Here is an 18,387-nt window from a genome sequence, read left to right as displayed (position 1 = left end):
GGCAACTGTATAGACTGAAGCAAGAGACAACTAAGGTCTAACCTCTAATCTCTAACTTCTAAAGTCTAACCTCTAGTACGCCATCGATGCAATTTAGATACTAAACGCGAGAGATCGTGCGGGGTGTGCAGTACCACAGGAAGAGCACCACAATGAGTCGCTCACGCTGCGATAGCATCCCCCCAGCACCATCAACGCTTGCTGAACTGGAATTTCTTACGAGCCTTAGGACGTCCTGGCTTCTTACGCTCTACGACACGTGGATCACGTGTTACGAAGCCTGCTGCACGCAGCGTAGCCTTGTCCTCAGGGTTGATCTTGATCAGTGCACGAGCGATGCCGAGACGAGCTGCTTCGCTCTGTCCCTTGAAGCCTCCGCCGACAAGATTGATCATAACATCATACTTGTCAGCCACCTCTAGCTTGAGGAGAGGTTGCTTCACAATGTACTGAAGTATTGATGAGGGAAAGTAGTTGGCGAGATCCTTCTTATTGATCGTTATCTTGCCAGAACCCTCTGTGAGATATACGCGGGCTACCGCAGCCTTACGTCTACCTATAGCATTGATTTGTTCCATCGTTTACCGCGTATTTATTTAAGTGTATTGATATCGATCTTACGGGGCTGTACACCCTCCATAGTATGGTCGGGACCATCGAAGACCCGGACGTGCGTCAGCAGCTCAGCACCGAGCTTGTTCTTGGGGAGCATACCTTTGAGGACCTTCTCAAAGAGCTTGCGAGAGCTCTTCTTCTGGAAGTCTCTTGGTGAAAACTCCTTCTGTCCTCCAGGATAGCCTGAGAAGGTCAGATAGCTAGGTGTGTCCCACTTATTGCCAGTGAGCTCGATCTTGTCGGCATTGATGATGATAACATTGTCACCGCAGTCTGCATGAGGTGTAAAGCAGGGCTTGTACTTGCCACGCAGTATCTTAGCAACAATAGAGCAGAGGCGTCCGAGACGCTGCCCCTCGGCATCTACCACGAGCCACTCCTTCTGAGCAGACTCCTTGGTGGCGGATTGTGTTTTATAGCTTAATGTGTTCACGCTAATAGTTTGATTGGGATTAATACAAAAGGAGATCTCCCTAGGCGCAGGCTCCTCGAGCTCCCCGACGAAGACCTGTCATCATGACATAGTCACTCTGGGGCTGTCGCGAGGGATCCGTTCACCTGTCGGTAGGCTATCGACGGAGCGTGGACGCACTCCTTATACACCGACACAGATACCACTACGACACTCATGTGAGGTCAAAAGCTTGCTCTGGTTATCTCGTTTCGATAATAATCAGCACCGCAAAGGTACAACTATTTTGCAAACTGGCAATAAACCCACCAGAATAACAGGGCTGACGCATCATAATCGCTCTGTCAGGAGCCACAAAACGAAAGCAACTCTCCAGAGACTCCGCCTAGGGAGCGACTCCAGAGAGTTGCTTTATTATTGTAGTTAGCTTAGCGAACAGAGTGCTCTGCAACGAGAGCGCTGCTCATCTGCGCTGCTTACTTCTTATCCTCGACTGCGGCACGAGCTGCTGCGAGGCGTGCGATAGGCACACGGAAGGGCGAGCAGCTCACGTAGTTGAGCCCTACACGGTGGCAGAACTCTACTGATGAGGGATCACCACCATGCTCACCACAGATGCCGAGCTTGATCGTAGGCTTCGCGGAGCGACCCTTTTCGGCTCCCATTTGTACCAACTGACCCACACCCCTCTGATCCAACTGCTGGAAGGGGTCCACCTTAAGGATCTTCTTGTCTAGATAGATAGGTAGGAAGGTATTGACATCGTCACGAGAGTATCCGAAGGTCATCTGCGTGAGGTCGTTCGTACCGAAAGAGAAGAAGTCTGCCTCCTTAGCGATCTCGTCGGCGGTCAGAGCTGCACGTGGCACCTCGATCATAGTACCTATGTGGAAGTCAATGCGATCACCCTGCTCCTTAAAGAGAGCCTCAGCTGCCTCACGGATCACACGAGCTTGCTGCTTAAACTCCTCGACGACACCAACGAGTGGCACCATGATCTCAGGATGCGTCTCGACGCCCTCCTTCTTGAGTTCGAGGCAAGCACCCAGGATGGCACGAGTCTGCATCTCGGTGATCTCGGGATAGGTGTTGCCTAGACGGCAGCCACGGTGTCCGAGCATTGGGTTCAGCTCGTGGAGCTGCTCGACACGATCGTGAACGAACTTAGGCTCGACGCCCATAGCCTTCGCCAGCTCTACCTGACCAGCCTCCGTCTGAGGTACAAACTCGTGAAGAGGAGGATCTAGTAGACGCACGGTGACGGGAAGCCCCTTCATAGCACGGAAGATACCCTTAAAGTCCTCAGTCTGGATCGGGAGGAGCTTTGCCAAAGCCTTGCGACGACCCTCCGTGTCTGTAGCGAGGATCATCTCACGCATTGCCTTGATCTTGTTGTCCTCAAAGAACATGTGCTCCGTACGGCAGAGACCAATACCGACAGCACCAAAGTTACGTGCCGTAGCAGCATCATGAGGCGTATCAGCGTTGGTACGTACAGCGAGCTTAGAGTGCTTGTCAGCTAGCTCCATCAGCTGGCGGAAGTCAGCATCCATCTCAGCAGCGATGGTCTCGACCTGACCCTCATAGATCTCACCCGTAGAGCCGTTGATCGAGATGAAGTCTCCCTCGCGGAGTACCTTATCATCGATGGTTACGGTACGAGCCTTGTAGTCGACAATGAGCCCACCAGCACCCGTGATACAGCACTTACCCATACCACGAGCCACGACAGCTGCGTGTGAGGTCATACCACCACGTGCCGTGAGGATACCCTGTGCCACGCTCATACCAGCGAGATCCTCTGGAGAGGTCTCGATGCGTACCATAATCACCTCCTTACCCTGCTCGTGCCAGTTAGCAGCATCATCAGCAAAGAAAACGATCTGTCCCGTAGCTGCGCCTGGAGAAGCGGGCAGTCCCTTGGTCAATACCTTTGCAGACTTTAAGGCTTTCTTGTCAAAGACTGGGTGCAGTAGTTCATCGAGCTTAGCTGGCTCGACACGGAGCAGAGCCTCCTCCTCGGAAATCTGCTTGTCACGGAGTAGATCCATAGCGATCTTGACCATTGCCTGACCCGTCCGCTTACCATTACGTGTCTGGAGGAGCCAGAGCTTACCCTCCTGTACGGTGAACTCTAGGTCCTGCATATCGTGATAGTGCTGCTCCAGCTTATGCTGTATCCCATTCAACTCAGCATAAATATCGGGGAAGGTCTCCTCCATAGAGGGGTACTGAGCCTTGCGAGTTGCCTCGTCGATACCAGCGCGCTCAGCCCAGCGACGAGAGCCTTCTATTGTAATTTCTTGAGGCGTACGGATACCAGCGACGACATCCTCGCCCTGCGCATTGACTAGGTACTCACCGTTGAAGAGGTTTTCGCCTGTAGCCGCATCACGAGTGAAAGCCACACCCGTAGCGGAGGTATCGCCCATATTACCGAAGACCATCGCCTGGACGTTTACGGCTGTACCCCAATCATCGGGTATACCCTCCATCTTACGGTAGAGGATCGCACGATCATTCATCCATGAGCCAAAGACCGCCATGATAGCGCCCCACAGCTGCTCGTATGGATCAGTGGGGAAGTCGTGACCCGTAGCCTTCATGACGGCTGCCTTGAAGCGCTTGACGAGATCCTTGAGGTGGTCTGTCGTTAGCTCGTTGTCGAGCTTGACGCCAGCCTCCTTCTTGACCTCCTCGATGATTGCCTCAAAGGGGTCAATATCGTCCTTATTGACAGGCTTCATGCCGAGTACAACATCGCCATACATCTGCACGAAGCGGCGGTAAGAGTCCCAAGCGAAGCGCTCGTTGCCACTCTTACGTGCCAAGCCATCGACAACCGTATCGTTGAGACCGAGGTTGAGGATCGTGTCCATCATACCAGGCATGGAGGCTCTACTGCCCGAGCGGACAGAGACGAGAAGAGGATTCTCTACATCGCCAAACTTAAAGCCCATGATAGTCTCGATATGCTTGACGGCAGCCATCAAGTCATCCTTGAGGTCAGCGACAACAGCCTCACGGCCACGCTCATAATATTCTGTACATACCTCAGTCGAAATAGTAAATCCGGGAGGTACAGGCACACCTATGCGGTTCATCTCCGCAAGGTTAGCACCCTTACCGCCAAGTAGATCTCTCATCTGAGCATTACCCTCAGCACTTCCATTGCCAAAGGTGTAGATTCTCTTCTTGTTCTTCATTTGGGGGAAATTATATTTGGTATTCTGTTCGTAATTAAGTAAGTGATTGAGCTGAGCGACCGTCACCACCGTGATAGTCACCCTCGATATCGTTGTCTCATACAATCTGCTAGACAACAATCCGATGCAAAGATAGTAAAAATCTCCTTGTCTACGACATACCTCCGACTCCGCAATGCCATAACATGTAGCTATGCAATGTTGCCCTCTCCCCTCCCCAAGAAAGAAAAAGGTTGCTAAGACAAACGTCTTAGCAACCTCAAAAAGAAAGTTATAATCAAAAACTGATCGAATTAGTGACGCTAGAACAGAGAAAAGAAAAATCCTAGCGAAACTATAGGGTGACCAGTGGGATTCGAACCCACGACCCTCAGAACCACAATCTGATGCTCTAACCAGCTGAGCTATGATCACCATCGTAGCAATCGTACTAAAAGCAGCCACTTCGCCACTCCCGAGAGATACCTCCCTTCACGTTTGCTGGTGCAAAGGTACACATTCTTTTTGGATCTCACAATACCCCACACCCTGAGGTATGGCACAGCCCTGCACTTGGCGAGCAAAGCAATTCGCCGCCTTCTCCTTTAATACGACTAGTGTAGAGACAGACACGCCCATCCGCCTCTACACTAGTCGTCTTCTCACTCAGCAGGGGTTGCTACCCCTTTCACTCGATCACTTAGCCCTCGAGATGCTCCGCATCATACCTTTTCTGGCAAGGGGCTTTGGTGACACGAATTGAGTCGGAAGCTGGAGCCGCACCTGCTGCTCTTCATCTACGAGATCAGACTTGCAGATGAACTGCATCATACAGGCATTGCCATCCTCATACGCCTGCATGAAGAGATGGCAGAGGTCTCCCTGTGCGTTGTAGACTTGGATATAATTGCCCGTAGTGATGCTGTAATTATGGTCAAAGCCGTTTTTGCTGAGGTAGTTACGCACCTCGTCAGAGACTAGCTCTCGAAGCGTACTGATACCCGTCACCTCTGAGTTGATAAAGGCGGGTCCTGCCTCTGACTCATTGCAATAAATGACCCAAGCAAGATTGCTCTTGTCCTCCTTATCGCTCTTTGTGTTGAAGCACAGATTAGTCTCATAAGACTCATCTTCGCTGAAGTCTCTGAAGCCGATACGCTGTTCGAAGGCCTTGATCGCATCCACATCGTGCTTGGCAAAGATCTCCAGAGAGGGGAAGTCGGCCACATTCGGGATGAGCGGGTGTGGCGCCTCGACAGTGGCTATACGGCTAAACTGGATGTACATATTGGCCTTGATGTCCTTGTTACTCTGGTCATACATCAGGACGGATAGACTAGGATCACTGTCATGGATCGCATAGAGTCCAGGCGTCGTCTTGCCTAGCACATCCAGTCCCACGGAGCGCTCCTCTATGTGGCTAAAGCCCAGCTGACGGAGCATCTCCCTCGTCTTGGGGCAGTCACTGATAGTCTCTGTACCATAGGCGACTATTATCTTCGAGCCGTCTCCTAGCTCTAGACCATAGATCGCACCCGTGATGGTACTAAGATTCGTATTTACGAATCCTTTGTAGACGATGGTCTCAGAGTAAAATATAGGACGAGACTCACGCCCGAGGCTCCTTTCATAGTTTAGGATATCCTCATCAGAGACATTTCCCGATTCGTCGTAAGTGACGTCAAACTTAATCAGCGGTAGTTGCTGCGGAGCATCGTTTTTGTTGGGCACGACCGTCACTGGCACAGAGGTCGTACTAGATCCGACTTGAACGGTGATGGTGGCAGAGCCAACTTTGATGGCGGTCACACACCCCTTGACATCGACGGTGGCGATGTCTGTCGCGCTACTCGTAAATGACACCTCTAGCCCCCGAGCACTTGTTCCTGTCGATACGGATAGCGTTTGCATATCCCCCACCTCTAGGGTCAACTCAGAGGGAGCCACCGCTATACAGACAGGTTCTTTACCACCGTCAGACTTACAAGCTACGAAAGCTAAGCTTAGTAAAATCAGCAGCGGGGTAAAGCATAGATTCTTTCTCATAGTATTTCTATAACTGGTTAAACTATTTACTAGAGAGAAGGCAAAGAGGCAACTCTTGTCCCAATCCCGATACAGGCAAATATACGACAATATATCTACCTACACAAGAGCTTACACTCCACAAAGATAGCGTCAGACGCTTTGGAGACTAGTCAGGCACTTAACAAAGACGTCCTCTTGATCTGTCCATCATACATTCTGCGATGTTTTTGCTTTTGTCTATCTTTGCGAACGCTTTGCATTTGTCGCACACACGGCACTTTGCGTAATTATTCATTTCATCTCAAAACAGCTTATGGAAAAAGCAACTAGAGTACTACAAGTCATGCTCTCACTGCTCTTAGCAGGAGTGATCACGACTCAACTGACTGCTCAGACGACGAGCAGTGTGACAGATCCGGGCTCCACAACGGATACGTCAGACTTCATCTGCTATAGCTATGCCAATCGCATTACACCTCAAGCCAATAGCGGTATGGGCTTTCGCGATGCAGGTTACTATGGTCCCTGCCTTCTGATCACGCCTGAGGAGGGATTTGCTGGCTATACAATTCGCGCTGTCGAACCCTGTATGACCTTTGCATCAGACACGGTGCAGCGTGAGGGGGAGCTCTTTATCATCAACAAGCGTACGGGTAAAAACATTTACTCCCAGCAAGTATCGCTACACTTCGGGTATAACTACATCCCCCTGGATGAGGAAATAAAGGTTTCGGTTTTCGACTCCCTCCTCATAGGCTATAAGGTGTGGTGTGAACCTGCTGCTCAGGACTTAGGCATCGACTACAAGACCCCACCTCATGCCAAGGGATGCTACCTATGGTACAGTGGGGGAGTTATGGACATGTCCAAAACTAAGACAGCAAATAACTGGGCGATGGATGTCTATCTCCAAGCTCCGCAGGGTGTCTCGACAGCGAGCCGTGGCAAGGTAGAGTACTTACGCGCCAAAGACTTTTACACCACCGCGGGTAAGTCTGTCAAGGCTTACTACTACCTACACAATATGGGCTCTAAGGATATCAAGTCGATTACCTACAAGCTCTCGGGTGTCACCAAGCAACCCATCGAGAAGACTATCGACTTTGACCTCCCCAAGGGGCGTAGGGACACGCTCTTTTTCGAGGTAGTCCCTGAGATGAGTGGCGATATAACGCTACAGATCTTGCAGTTCAACGGCGTTGACAACGACTATGCCTCAGAACAACTCAAGTGCGGAGTCATCCTCTACGATCAGCCTGAGGGCAAGCCTAAGCGCCAGCACCTCCTAGAGTATATGACGGGTGAGTGGTGTCCTTTTGTTGGCTATGGAACCGAAGAGATTAAGTCGACGCTCGAGGCTTTCGAAGGAACAGATACGAAAGTCAATCTCTGCGCCTACCATTTCGATGGAGACCCCTTTAGCACTCCAGAGACTGAGCTCTATAGTAAGTATCGCAACTCTAAAGCAGCTCCAAACTTAGCTCTCAACAGAATCCCGTACGACATCACACGCCTCAGCTATGCTTGCGAGGGCTACACAATAGATCGTATCAAGCAGCTAGACAAGGAGACCTACTCTCCCTACCGCTTTGACTTTACGCTCACACCCACTGAGGATCCTATGACTTTTGAAGCTAAGGTCGACATCGAGGAGCTACAGCATCTCAACATCGAGGATCTGAGGATCACAGTATCACTCTTTGAGGATCAGGTGAAGCCCCACGATCAGCTCAACGCGCCTGAAGGCTATATACATCAGAATGTCTACGTACGCTCTCTGACCGACTTCGTTGGGGATCCCATAGAGTTTGACAGTCAGAAGAAGTTTACAAAGAGCTATACCGTCCATGTAGACACGCTCTATACGGGAGATCTAAAGAATCTGAAGATCCTAGCTTTCATCGGCCGTGATCTATCGAACGAGTCGCTCTTCTCTAAGACAGTCCTAGATAGTCGCATGCTCTCCTTTGACAAGTGGGCCTCTGTCGAGAGACCTACCACTGCTGCCGACGCTTATCGTGTATCTGTAGACCATGGCTGTCTCCAGATTGAGGGCGGCGAGTACGACCAGTATGAGGTATGGAGCCTCGAGGGCTTTAGATGCGATCCATGCGCACTCCAGACTGGCAACTACATAGTACGTGTAGAGCATCTGGGGGCATACTATATCTATAAGCTACTAGTGCCCTAGGCTGTACTAAGCTTATCTTACTTTACTTGACAACGGATGTCCAGAGAGCAGTCTGGGCATCCGTTGTTGCGTTACAAGGAGTGAGCTACTCGACGCATTAATGTGCAGTATCCCGCTCGATACTTGAGACTGTTGACTTTTGCAACAGTCTCTACTTGACGACGCTCTCGTTGGAGTCCTTGTTTTGGAGCGTGCGGTCGATGAGCTGGAGCTGCTTACCGAAGTTCAGTCGCCAAGAAAGCCCGACAGTCACCATATTGCGGTTGTCTAGGATGTAAACGTGGCTCGTACTGGGTATGACGGGCGAGAGAGACTCGCTGCGGTACTCGGAGCCACGTGGCGTAAAGGGGAAGATACAGCTCGCATAGAAGCTCCAGTCACGATACTTGTAGAGAAGCATCAGACGGGAGGAGTTTTCGCCCAGCGACTTCGTATGCCCCGACAGCGTCCACTGCGGATGAACGTAGGAGTAGCCGAGCGTCCACCCCTTGTAGCTCATCATCACGCTAGCATCCCAGTAGAGACTGTTGAGCTTGTAGGCGGCGATACCCGTATGCGTGCGAAACATATCGTAGCGCACGGTGCCTTGCAGCGTCAGGAAGTTCCACAAGTTGTTTAGCCCGCCCTGCCAAGAGATACTGTACTGGCGATTGTAGCGTCCATTCGTAGCACGCATGAGGAAGTATCCGCCGGTCGCATCGTAGGTCGCATCCCAGAGGATAGGCGACCACGTATTGTTTATTGAGAGGTCTACATTGCTCGTGAAGAGGCCCGTCTGGTAGTAGACCCCGAGTCGGTTGTAGAGCGACTGAGCTGCCTTGAGATCTGGATTGCCACTCGTCACCATCAGGTCATCCACACGCTGTCGCACCCGTGAGAGCATACTCAGCGAGGGGAGCGTCGGCAGGTAGGTAGACTTGAGGACGAGCGTCAGATGGTTGATCGGGCTGTAGAAAAGCGAGAGCGTACTCTGATTTCGCACGAAGCTCTTTCGGTCGGTCGCATCCCGCACGACAAAGAGCTTGGCACCCGTACCGATACTGTACTGCACCTTACCGAGTTGCCCCTGTGCATTAGCAAAGAGGTAGCTGTTGTTTTCCAGTAGATTGTCCGTCACCTCAACATACTTATTGAGCGAGTAGGCGGTCGTATGCTGCAAGCCTGTGGCGAGTATGAAGTGACTGCTGAAAGGATGGTTGTAGACCACCTCCCCGATGAGGGCCGTGCGGCTCACGTCGACAGAGTTCTGCACTTCACGTAGCTGCGTGGGCATCTTATCTTGTAGCAAGAAGTCTCGATGGCCACCGCTGTAAGAGCCTACGAGATTGACCTCCAGCTTGCCCCCATTGCTCAGCATATTGGCATAGTACAGGTCGAGTGCTGGCGTGTAACTACGCTCCTTGACGCTAGACTCCCTATGAAAGGGGTCGCTGTCGCTCTGCGTTATTTGCGAGGTCGAGTTGCTGTGGTAATTTACGAACTCATTGCGTAGCGTAGCACTAAACTGCTGTCGCTCGCTGGGCTTATATAAATAGGAGAAGTTAAGGTCATGAACCAAATAACCAAAGGGGCTAGCCTCAGGCGTCTCCGTGCGGATCAGCTCCTGATGCGGAGCTATGTACTTCGTCTCTAGGTAGGCAAAGCGCTTGCGGTAGTTGCGGAAGCCATTGTTATAGTCGAGTGTAAAGGAGTGACGCCCCCGATCATAGCGAGCCCCCAAAGCTCCATTGACAAAGCCCGTCGTCAGTGCCGACTCCACCTGCGCCCAGACGGAGCCTCCATGCAGACGCTCCTTGAGGATCACATTGACGATGCCCCCGATACCCCGATCGGTGTAGCGCGCTGAGACCATGTCAGAGTACTCAATGCGTAGGATACGCTCAGGGTCGATGCTCTGCACATCCTCTATCGTGCGGGGCACGCCATCGATCTGCCACTGCACCGCCCCGCCACGGATAGTCGCCTGCTTGTTCATCAGGTCAATGGTCAGACCACGTAGATGCATGGTCTGTAGCAAGCTGAGGAAGTCCTGACTGCGCGCCAGCTCTGCTTGCTTGGGGAAGAGTAGCATCTTGTCTACACGGCTTCGCGCTCCCTGCACGACCACCTGATCTAGTAGTTGACTATCCTCCGACAGGTAGAGCGTGCCGAGAGTGATCACCCCTTGTGCATCGCCCGCTATCTCGATGGTGATCGGTGTGTAGCCTACGCTGCTGATCCGCAGCTCTCTAGCCACCTGTGGGTTTGCTTGTAAGACAAACTGCCCCTGGCTCTCTGTCGAGACGCCTGCGGTTAGCTGCCCCTTGTCGTCAAATAGCCCGACGCTAGCCCCAATGAGCGCGGTCGAGTCGCTACTAGCGAGTACGCGCCCCTGGATCGTGATGGTCTGTGCACGCAGTGCGCCTGCGGAGATGAGGAGGAGTGCTATCACTCCCCACAAACGGAGGTAATTCTTGCTACTCATAGTTTGTGGCCTACTTGTTTATTAATGTGATTCTATTGTGAAGACGACTTAACACCCTATTTGTTGCAAAGAGAGAGCGTATGGGCAGGCAGCCATAGGATGAGCCTCTTAGCGAAACATCTGTCAGGGAGGACAATTTCCTCAGTAGGAAATTACGATTCCCTGGGTAGGAATTTGAGACTTCCCACGTAGGAAAGAAATAAAACTTCGGAAGAATGAAATGATAAGTCCGAAGAGTTTTTTCTCGCCCACGTGAAGAATAAAAAACATCCACGTGGAGATTTGGAGTTTTCCACGTGGCTATTCAGAGAGACCCCATAATTGAGAAAGCATTCGTACGAAGAGAAGACGATTTTAGTCAGGGCTGACGCATTATAATGAGACTGTTGCAAAAGTCAACAGTCTCACAATCTTGCTTGCAAGATTGTCTAGACTTTGCAGAAAGGATGAAGCGCAAGGCACTGAGGGTGAGGTCTGAAGGGAGCATACATCAGTATGTAACCGAAGCCGAATCCCGAAAGCAACACAGCGATGCGCCTTTATGCAACAGTCTCTATAATCGCTCTGTCAGGAGCTACACATGAGCGACAAGCAAGGCATAGATGAGGTCACTATATATAATGTGTCACCCCTGCCCTCTAACTTCTAACCTCTAACCACTAATCTCTATTTACATATCTTTACGGGGAAATTCGTCCGATTCCCTCCTTTCTCGAATATCCACGTGGAAAATCTCAAATCTCCACGTGGATATTTTTTATTTTCCACGTGGGCGTCATTCATTTCCTCCGAAGTTTCATTTGATTCCTCCGAGGAATTTTTTATTTCCTACCTGGGAAATAAAAATTCTCCACCTGGATATTTCAAAATCTCCACGTGGAAATCAGTTTTCTCCGACAGAGTGCCGTTTCGATATATAGCCGGCTCTAAATTATTGTAACAATCCTGCGTTGAATTTGCCCAGCCAGGGCTGATGCTTCATCATCGTTTTTTCAGGAGCTACACATTAGCGACAAGCGAGGAGTAGAGAGGTCGATGAGTTCATTGTATATAATGCGTCATCCCTGCGATTTTAGTACACTACTGTAACTATATCGAATCTATTTCGTACATTTGCGTCGTTATTCACGACAAGCCATGGTACAACCTTATGAATAAATCTATGCAATCAGCTAGTTTGCAGCCTAAGCTCGCATGGAGGCAGTCGCTGCTCTCCTTCCTTCTCGTCCTATGCTTGATGCCTCTAGGACACGCCTTTATGATCCTCATGGAGCTACTCATAGCACCCGCTGCACTGCCATACAGTGCTTTCGGATTGGGGCTACTAGGACTGATAATCGCTGTGTGTGGTGTCTTTGCTAAGAAAGATACTCCTCAGACGATCTGTGGCCTCATCGGGGGTCTCTTCTTATGGACTGGGTGGGTCGAGTTCCTCTTTATGTACTACGCTCAGCGCTTCGGTGCCCACCCAGAGATTGTCAATGGAGTCGTAACCACTACGACGACCTACGTGCAGGGGATAGCGGCGAACCCCGTCCTCTCTATCGATGGCGTACCGGTACAGCACATGCACGATATCAAGGATATCGTCGTGACTAGACCGGAGTACCTACTGATGCCAGCGACTTTTGGCTTCTGGGTGTCGATCATGCTACTCTATATATTTAATGTACGTACGGGGTGCAACTTTATGCTCTGGTGTCAGCGGGTACTCCTCGGCAAGAAGCGCGACCTCGTGGTGCGCTTGGGTATGACACGCCACCCTGCTATGGTGACCTTTATGGAGACGATGATGCTGCTGTGGACCTGCTACTTGCTGCTGATGTTTTGCTACGATCCACGCTTCCTCGGTCAGAGCCATCCCGTAACGATCGCCGTGGGGATGGGCTGCCTCATTGGCTTCTTCTTCATCTTTCGCAAGCAACTCGCCCGCAAGCAGTGGGGTGCCAACATACGTATGGCGATCCCAGCCGTCATCGTCCTTTGGACACCTGTGGAAATCCTCGGGCGCAACAAGCTCTTCAACGAGATCTGGATTGCTCCGCTAGAGCATATCGGCGAGATGATAGCCATCCTCATCACCTTCATCCTGATCGGAGGCTACCTCGCTTGGCATCATAAGCGATCAGCCAAGAAAGCGGCATAACGCGATAACGCTCTTGAACCGAATGGGCTTCATTCTGGTGAGTTTCCACACAAGCTACATTTGAGACTGTGGCATAGATTATTAATAGTCTCTACTTGGTTTGGTTGATGTCCGAGAGTAGCTTATGAAGCTCCCAGTAATGAAGCTGTCGACTAGTTGTGGTAGGACAGCGGGACGGGGAACAACCTGACGGATGACGACCTGCTTCCTATGTTCAAATGGAAGCGAAAAAGCGAAGCTTCTTGGCATAAAGTCTAGTAAGAATCACAGACATTCAAGATCAAATCATATTTTTTTCAGTATCAATTCATTGAAAACTTGCTAAGAACGGAATATTTCCATAACTTCGTCCAGTGTAACCATTTTGACTGAGCCAAGCAATACGACGTGTGCCTATCTCGTCAAAATTTCTTTCTGTATCTATTAACCCTTTAGTCTATGAAACAGTCTATGAAACTTTGGTTAAGACTTCTGATGCTGCTTTTGATTTCGCAGCATCTGTATGCACAGCGATCGAGCGTGATCAATCCTCCAAGCCCAACTCGCCAGTCAATCAACGAGGCGAGGTTTACCGGACTTCAGCGCCAACTGTCCTCTTCTGCTTCTGACCAAGCCACACCGTGGCTGTCAAGACGCAAAGAGCATTCGATGTCTCCCACGCAAGTCAAGTCAATTGGAGACAACACTGCACTCTACGGCTGCATGGTGTTTTCTCAAAAATGGACTCAAGACAAACTCGACTACGGCATGTACAGCTTGCCGATAAAAAGCGGTTTTGAGTTCGCCCCCATCAAGGTAGACAAGCTTTTCAAAGCGAATGCTGCCGTTTATGCCCGTGATAAGTACTACTTATTCAATGTCGAACAGGCATTTGGCATGGTGGCGTACATTGCCTGCACCGTCGTGAAAACTGACACTTGGGAAGTCGAGAACATTTTCACGCCACCCACCGAGTGGAACAATGTGCCTTACTCCTCCTCGCTATCCTACGACCCAGAATCAGGAAAGATTTACGGGATCACCTTCACCAATGAGGGCGGAATGGCTCTGAGCACACTGAACACGGCTGACGGAACGTTTACCAAAGTGTGTGACGTGGAACGCCCCTACATTGCCCTGGCCGCGTCAAGCACCGGGACGCTCTATGGCATCGCCGATACGGGACAGCTCTACACGATTGACAAGTCAAATGGAAAATCGGAATATATAGGCGAGACAGGACTGACGCCAAAGTACGCCCAGGGACTGACTTTCGACCCCAACACCAATCTGCTCTACTGGGCATATATGGAAGAGGAGAAGTCGGGCCTCTATCAAGTCAATACCCAAACGGCCACGGCATACAAAATTGACGACATGCCTAATCTTGAGGAAATGATAGGTCTTTACATCCTTAAAGACTCCATTCATGCTCAAGCTCCGGCAAGGGTCACCGAATTGAAGTTTGAACCCGCATCGGCGGGGGCGACCGTTGGAAAATTATCGTGCGTGGCCCCGCAAACGGCAGCCGGCGGCAGTGCCTTGACTCATGATGTGCAGGTCACCATCTTCTGTGGAGATGAAGTGTTGCTGCAAGAAACTGTTCATCCTGGGGCAAAAGTAGAAAAAGATAACGTGTCGTTTGACCAAGAAAGCCTGTACACAATCTACGCTCAAGCCTCTAACGAGCATGGAAGCAGCAGCAAATCGACGCTCACTACCTATATCGGTACAGATATTGCCGCAGCCCCCTTGGATGTGCAGTTGGCAATCAATGACCAAAAAGCCAGCTTGACATGGAAAGCGCCACAAAAGGGTCTTCGCGATGGCTACATCAACCCAGCCTCATTGAGGTATAACATCATGAGATATGACGGCAGCGACACCGGAGTGTCCGTGGCGCAAACAGAAGTTGGGGCAAGCTCTTTCACCGAAGACATACCCTCTGCCACTGCAAAGTACCGATATAGCGTGACCTCGGTCTCTGACAAAGGCGATGGGGGTACCTCCTACTCCAACGAGGTGCTGTCTGTGGGAGCCTATGAGCTGCCCTTCTACGACAATTTCAGCAACGGGGAATTGTGCAACCAGTTATATACCTTTATTGATGTTGATCAAGACGGGCATGACAACACCTGCATGTGGTTCTGGAAAGAAGACGAAAAGCTGATGCAATATTGCTCTGACAAGCAGCATCAAGGCAACGACTGGCTGATTACTCCGGCCATCCACCTGGATGCGAAAAACCTGTACAACCTCACTTTCAATGTCAACATGGGCGCTCCCTCCAACTTGAAAGTTACCATCGGAACATCACCCAATCCCGCTGACCATCAAACGATTCTTGACCTCAACGGCATTCACGACCCATGGAAAACGGAGTATCATGCCAGCGTCAAAGTGCCAAAGGACAGCATCTATTACGTGGGATTCTATAACTATAACGATCCAGAGAGCTTCTATTTCAACCTATTCGACGTGAAGGTAGAGAAAGGGATTGAAACCGCTCTTCCCGATTCGGTGGCAAACTTGAGCGTTATACCTGCCGAAAACGGCGAGGTGTCGGCAAAAATCTCTTTCAAAGCCCCCAGGCTACGATTGAACGGGCATGACATGCCTGAGCTATTCGACATGCTGATTTATCGCGACAATGAATTGGTGAAAACGATTCCCGTCTCGCCAGGGCAGCAGGTTGACGATGTGGACAAGCCTGCTCAAGATGGAGAATACACCTATCAGGTCATGGCGCGTATAAACGGTAAAGAGGGCTTGCCTGTGTCGCGTAAGGTTTGGGTAGGGCACGACATCTCAGAACCCGTGCGTGACTTGAAGGCCATGACCATCGATAACAATTTACACGTGAAATTGACTTGGGCACAGCCCGAAAAAGGCGTACACGGTGGCTACTTCAATCGTGATGAAGTCACCTATTCTGTGTGGCGCAGCCTTGACGCGAAAAACTTCGTGCAGGTCGCAACCAGCCTGAAGAAACTCAACTACACCGATAGCCAAATCGAGAAAGAGCTCGCAGGCGCTCAAGACGCATTCTACTATGCAGTCACAGCCGATACGAAATCGGGCAGCAGTGAAGTAGAACCCATTTTCATTGTGGTCGGGAAACCTCATGACTTCCCCGTAAGCGAATCATTCCCAGATGGGCAATTCAACATCAGACCATGGACGATTAAAGCGATAAACGGCTATTTCTCCTGGGAGTGCATCAGAGATGATGTAGAGGGCGGAGTCTACTCTCAAGACCAAGATAATGGAATGACGAAATTCTACAACATCGCTGGAGACAATGAAGTCGACAGCCGGCTCATTTCGCCAGCAATCTGCCTGAAAAAAGCCCAAAAGCCAATGTTCAGCTTCTTCATGTTCCACTGGCTGGATTCAACAGTAGAGAGCGACAATCACGCAACAAAGGTCGTGATTGAAGTTGCCCCTGAGAATGGCGAGTTCGAGGTGGTTAGTGATACGATTACGGCAGCCTATCCAGTCTATGGCTGGGTGGAGCACCGCATTCCATTGGCTCCGTATAAAGAATACAGCCACATCAAGATAGGCTTGAGAGGGTCAACCGACAACGATTGGATGTACTACTACGTTGACAACATACATATCGACGAGCAATATGAAGAAGACTTGGCAATCTCGGAATTGAATGGTCCAACTGAGACTCATGTGAACGACACTTGCTACTACTCAGTGAAATATTTCAATAGAGGACTGAAGGAAGTTGATGACTACAAGATCAATCTCTATCAGGATGGCACCCTCGTCAACTCGCTGGCTGGAGAACCCATCACGCCTGGTGAGATCAAGGAAATTGAAATCCCGTCCTTAATCTATTCCACCAAAGCCGGGGAAGAATGCGACTACTATGCCGAAATCGCATTCTCTGCCGACCAGGAGCCGGGCAACAATCGCTCGGGGCACGCCTATACCAAAGTCAAGGATTCATGGTATCCTGGGGTTGAGCATGTGACTGCCGAAAGCAATCAAAATGACATTGTTATAGATTGGGAAGCTCCCGTCCTTCCTACTGCCGACCAAGCGACAGTGGAGGGCGTAGAGGGCTATGACGCCTTTATCCTCGACTACATCGGCAATTGGATCACCTATGACGGCGATGGCTTAGGCGCTGGAAAACTGACCGACCTTCCCGAGTTTCCTAACACGGGCAAAAACCAGGCTTTCCAAGTGTGGAATCCGAGCCTGCTGGAGGGCGTGACCCCAGAGGCTTATCCTCACCTGCAGCCACGCAGCGGCAATCAGTGCTTCGTCTCATGGTATGCCAACGTGAGCATTGACGGCGCAACTCCATACAACAATGATTACCTTATTTCGCCCGAAGTGAAGGGAGGGACCGATATGAGCTTCTACATCCAAAGAATCAACCCCAATCTTACAGGCGAGACCTATGAAATCATGTACTCCTCGACGACTCAAGAGCCTGACCAGTTTAAGAAAATCGTCGAAAAAGAGGCACCCGCCGACTGGGAAAAAGTCTCTGTCACACTACCCGACGATGCAAGATACTTTGCCATCAGGTATACAGCATCGTTAAAGACTGGCATTTTAGTCGATGACATCAGCTACACTTCTGGCCTCTACGCCTTAAAGGTGAGTGGTTACAACATCTTCCGAAATGGGCTGAAACTGAACAGTGACTTGTTGACCGAGACAACATACATCGACCACGACCTGCCCGATGGGAAATATGGCTATCAAGTCTCTGTGCTCTACAACAGAGGCGAGTCAAAGGCTTCCTTTCCCATCTACGTAGGCCATCACACGGGTGGCTTAGAAGACTTGAAGGCTGATTCAGATTCGGGGGTCAAATTCATCGTCGATGGCAACAAGCTCACAATAAGCACCTTGAATCCGGGCGAAGTGGTCATCTACTCTATAGATGGCAAAACCATACACTCGGGAATCCTTCAGGATACTCACACCTACTACTTGCCGGCAGGCGTGTATATGGTGACCATCAATGGAATGAATAAGAAAATTATCATCCAAGGATAAATCCACATTCCTCAACACTTCAGTGGGGGCGCATTGTGTGAAACGATGCGCCCCCACTTTATCTTTTCAGCCTGCGGTTGAACCATAAAAATAGAGACGTAAAGGTCAGTTTTTTCTCGTATCGAGAGCTCGCCACCTGCACTCGTCTTATTGTACGACAACGGAACGAGTAGCGACTGTCGGGACGCTCGTCTCGCACGCACCTTAAAACGCTCTACACGCTTATCAGAAACAGGTGCGAAAGTCGCCAATTGACCACCACTCTTTACAAACAGATGTGGTTGTGTTGCGAAATATGTGCTTTTAGGGTCGTTGTCACTCGTTCGTAAGGATTAT

8 protein-coding genes and 1 tRNA gene are annotated in these 18,387 nt (G+C 50.4%); 3 read left to right on the top strand and 6 right to left on the bottom strand.

Features of this window, described 5'->3' with window-relative positions; genetic code table 11:
* Window positions 1-191: 191 nt before the first annotated feature.
* From rpsI to RDM37_RS01295, 5 genes are all read right to left on the bottom strand, one after another.
* Window positions 192-578, bottom strand: a complete 387-nt coding sequence (gene rpsI / locus RDM37_RS01315; protein ID WP_293964205.1) for a 30S ribosomal protein S9 — start codon at window positions 576-578, stop codon at window positions 192-194.
* Window positions 579-592: 14 nt separating this feature from the next.
* A complete protein-coding gene (gene rplM / locus RDM37_RS01310) occupies window positions 593-1,048 on the bottom strand; it encodes a 50S ribosomal protein L13 (RefSeq protein ID WP_299369733.1) in 456 nt (151 codons plus the stop codon).
* Between the two features lie 455 nt (window positions 1,049-1,503).
* Entirely contained in the window at window positions 1,504-4,233 is a 2,730-nt protein-coding gene (gene ppdK, locus RDM37_RS01305; protein WP_308554494.1) for a pyruvate, phosphate dikinase, read from the bottom strand.
* Between the two features lie 340 nt (window positions 4,234-4,573).
* Window positions 4,574-4,647 (bottom strand) — tRNA-His (locus tag RDM37_RS01300).
* A gap of 261 nt (window positions 4,648-4,908) precedes the next feature.
* Entirely contained in the window at window positions 4,909-6,258 is a 1,350-nt protein-coding gene (locus RDM37_RS01295; protein WP_308554492.1) for an Ig-like domain-containing protein, read from the bottom strand.
* A gap of 295 nt (window positions 6,259-6,553) precedes the next feature.
* Here RDM37_RS01295 and RDM37_RS01290 point away from each other — a divergent pair, with 295 nt between their 5' ends.
* The gene (locus tag RDM37_RS01290) at window positions 6,554-8,431 is read left to right on the top strand and encodes a hypothetical protein (protein WP_308554491.1); all 1,878 of its coding nucleotides are present in this window, start codon (window positions 6,554-6,556) and stop codon (window positions 8,429-8,431) included.
* A gap of 151 nt (window positions 8,432-8,582) precedes the next feature.
* On the opposite strand, the gene RDM37_RS01285 is transcribed toward RDM37_RS01290, so the two are convergent.
* Window positions 8,583-10,895: a TonB-dependent receptor gene (locus tag RDM37_RS01285; RefSeq protein WP_308554490.1), complete on the bottom strand. Its 2,313-nt coding sequence runs from the start codon at window positions 10,893-10,895 to the stop codon at window positions 8,583-8,585.
* Between the two features lie 1,150 nt (window positions 10,896-12,045).
* Between RDM37_RS01285 and RDM37_RS01280 the strand changes: the two genes are divergently transcribed.
* Window positions 12,046-13,041 (top strand): hypothetical protein, encoded by a 996-nt coding sequence (locus RDM37_RS01280; RefSeq protein ID WP_308554488.1) that lies wholly within the window; start codon window positions 12,046-12,048, stop codon window positions 13,039-13,041.
* A 450-nt stretch (window positions 13,042-13,491) separates the two neighbouring features.
* On the top strand, window positions 13,492-18,051 hold the full coding sequence (locus tag RDM37_RS01275; RefSeq protein ID WP_308554486.1) for a choice-of-anchor J domain-containing protein: 4,560 nt from the start codon (window positions 13,492-13,494) through the stop codon (window positions 18,049-18,051).
* Window positions 18,052-18,387: the final 336 nt, after the last annotated feature.

The sequence above is a fragment of the uncultured Porphyromonas sp. genome (assembly GCF_902489635.1).
In the GTDB taxonomy this organism is placed as follows: domain Bacteria; phylum Bacteroidota; class Bacteroidia; order Bacteroidales; family Porphyromonadaceae; genus Porphyromonas.
The sequence above is the reverse complement of the archived record's forward strand: the minus strand, read 5'-3'. Positions and strand labels throughout refer to the sequence as shown.

Coding starts and splice junctions, on each gene's coding strand:
- RDM37_RS01285 (WP_308554490.1), bottom strand. CDS start 10,895: ATGAGTAGCAAGAATTACCTCCGTTTGTGGGGAGTGATAGCACTCCTC.
- RDM37_RS01280 (WP_308554488.1), top strand. CDS start 12,046: ATGAATAAATCTATGCAATCAGCTAGTTTGCAGCCTAAGCTCGCATGG.
- RDM37_RS01275 (WP_308554486.1), top strand. CDS start 13,492: ATGAAACTTTGGTTAAGACTTCTGATGCTGCTTTTGATTTCGCAGCAT.
- RDM37_RS01290 (WP_308554491.1), top strand. CDS start 6,554: ATGGAAAAAGCAACTAGAGTACTACAAGTCATGCTCTCACTGCTCTTA.
- RDM37_RS01295 (WP_308554492.1), bottom strand. CDS start 6,258: ATGAGAAAGAATCTATGCTTTACCCCGCTGCTGATTTTACTAAGCTTA.
- rpsI (WP_293964205.1), bottom strand. CDS start 578: ATGGAACAAATCAATGCTATAGGTAGACGTAAGGCTGCGGTAGCCCGC.
- ppdK (WP_308554494.1), bottom strand. CDS start 4,233: ATGAAGAACAAGAAGAGAATCTACACCTTTGGCAATGGAAGTGCTGAG.